General features: G+C 45.8%; 1 protein-coding gene. It reads left to right on the forward strand.

The window, feature by feature from the left end:
* Window positions 1-93 precede the first annotated feature (93 nt).
* Complete coding sequence (locus tag FKQ60_RS17280; RefSeq protein WP_170906826.1) at window positions 94-855, forward strand: IS5-like element ISSpu10 family transposase; 762 nt, start codon at window positions 94-96, stop codon at window positions 853-855.
* Window positions 856-887 lie beyond the last annotated feature (32 nt).

The raw sequence follows: 887 nt of genomic DNA on the forward strand, positions 1-887 counted from the left end.
ATTAGGGCTTGTTGATCTTTCGTGATGGATTATTAGACAGCATGATGGGCTGGTATAATTACTTTCGCCAAAAACTAACCATGACAACCCATCATGCCAAGAACAATGTTAACAGACGAGTACTGGTCAAAGCTAATCAGATTGATGCTTAAAACGGGCCGCGTATATGACAAGCCGGAACACAGAAATACTTTCGAAGGCATTTTGTATCGGATGCGGGTCGGTTGCCCTTGGCGCGATGTGCCAGAAGCTTTTGGAGATTGGAGCGCCATCTACCGGCGTTTTAACCTGTGGTCTAAAAAAGGCATTCTAATGCAGCTATTCGCAGAGTTAAGGCAATTGGCTGATTTAGAGTGGGAATTTATAGACGGCAGCATCGTCAAAGCGCATCAGCATGCGACAGGTACTCGCTCAGAAGATAAAGAAGCGATTGGGAAAAGTCGTGGTGGTAACACGACGAAAATCCATATGGCAGTGGATAGTTGCGGCTTGCCAATAGATTTTATTGTGACAGGCGGTGAGGTTCATGACAGTAAAGCAGCCATAGAATTACTAAAACAGCTGCCTGATGCCGAACACGTTATCGCTGACCGGGGCTATGATAGCGAGAAGATACGAGAGCAGATCCGAGAAAAAAAGGGCGTCCCTAACATACCGCGCAAGCGTAATTCGAAGATTGGTAATGGCGATATTGACTGGTGTCTGTACAAATATCGCCATCTGGTTGAGAACGTGTTTGCCAGGCTAAAACATTACCGCTCAGTAGCAACAAGGTATGATAAATTAGCCCGGAATTATGCAAGTACACTGGCCTTGGCTTGCTGCCTTATATGGCTGCCAATGTGGGTTGGCTGAATTATAAACAGCAAAGATCAACAGGCCCTAGT

The organism is Vibrio sp. A11, assembly GCF_013048705.1.
Lineage (GTDB): Bacteria > Pseudomonadota > Gammaproteobacteria > Enterobacterales > Vibrionaceae > Vibrio > Vibrio metschnikovii.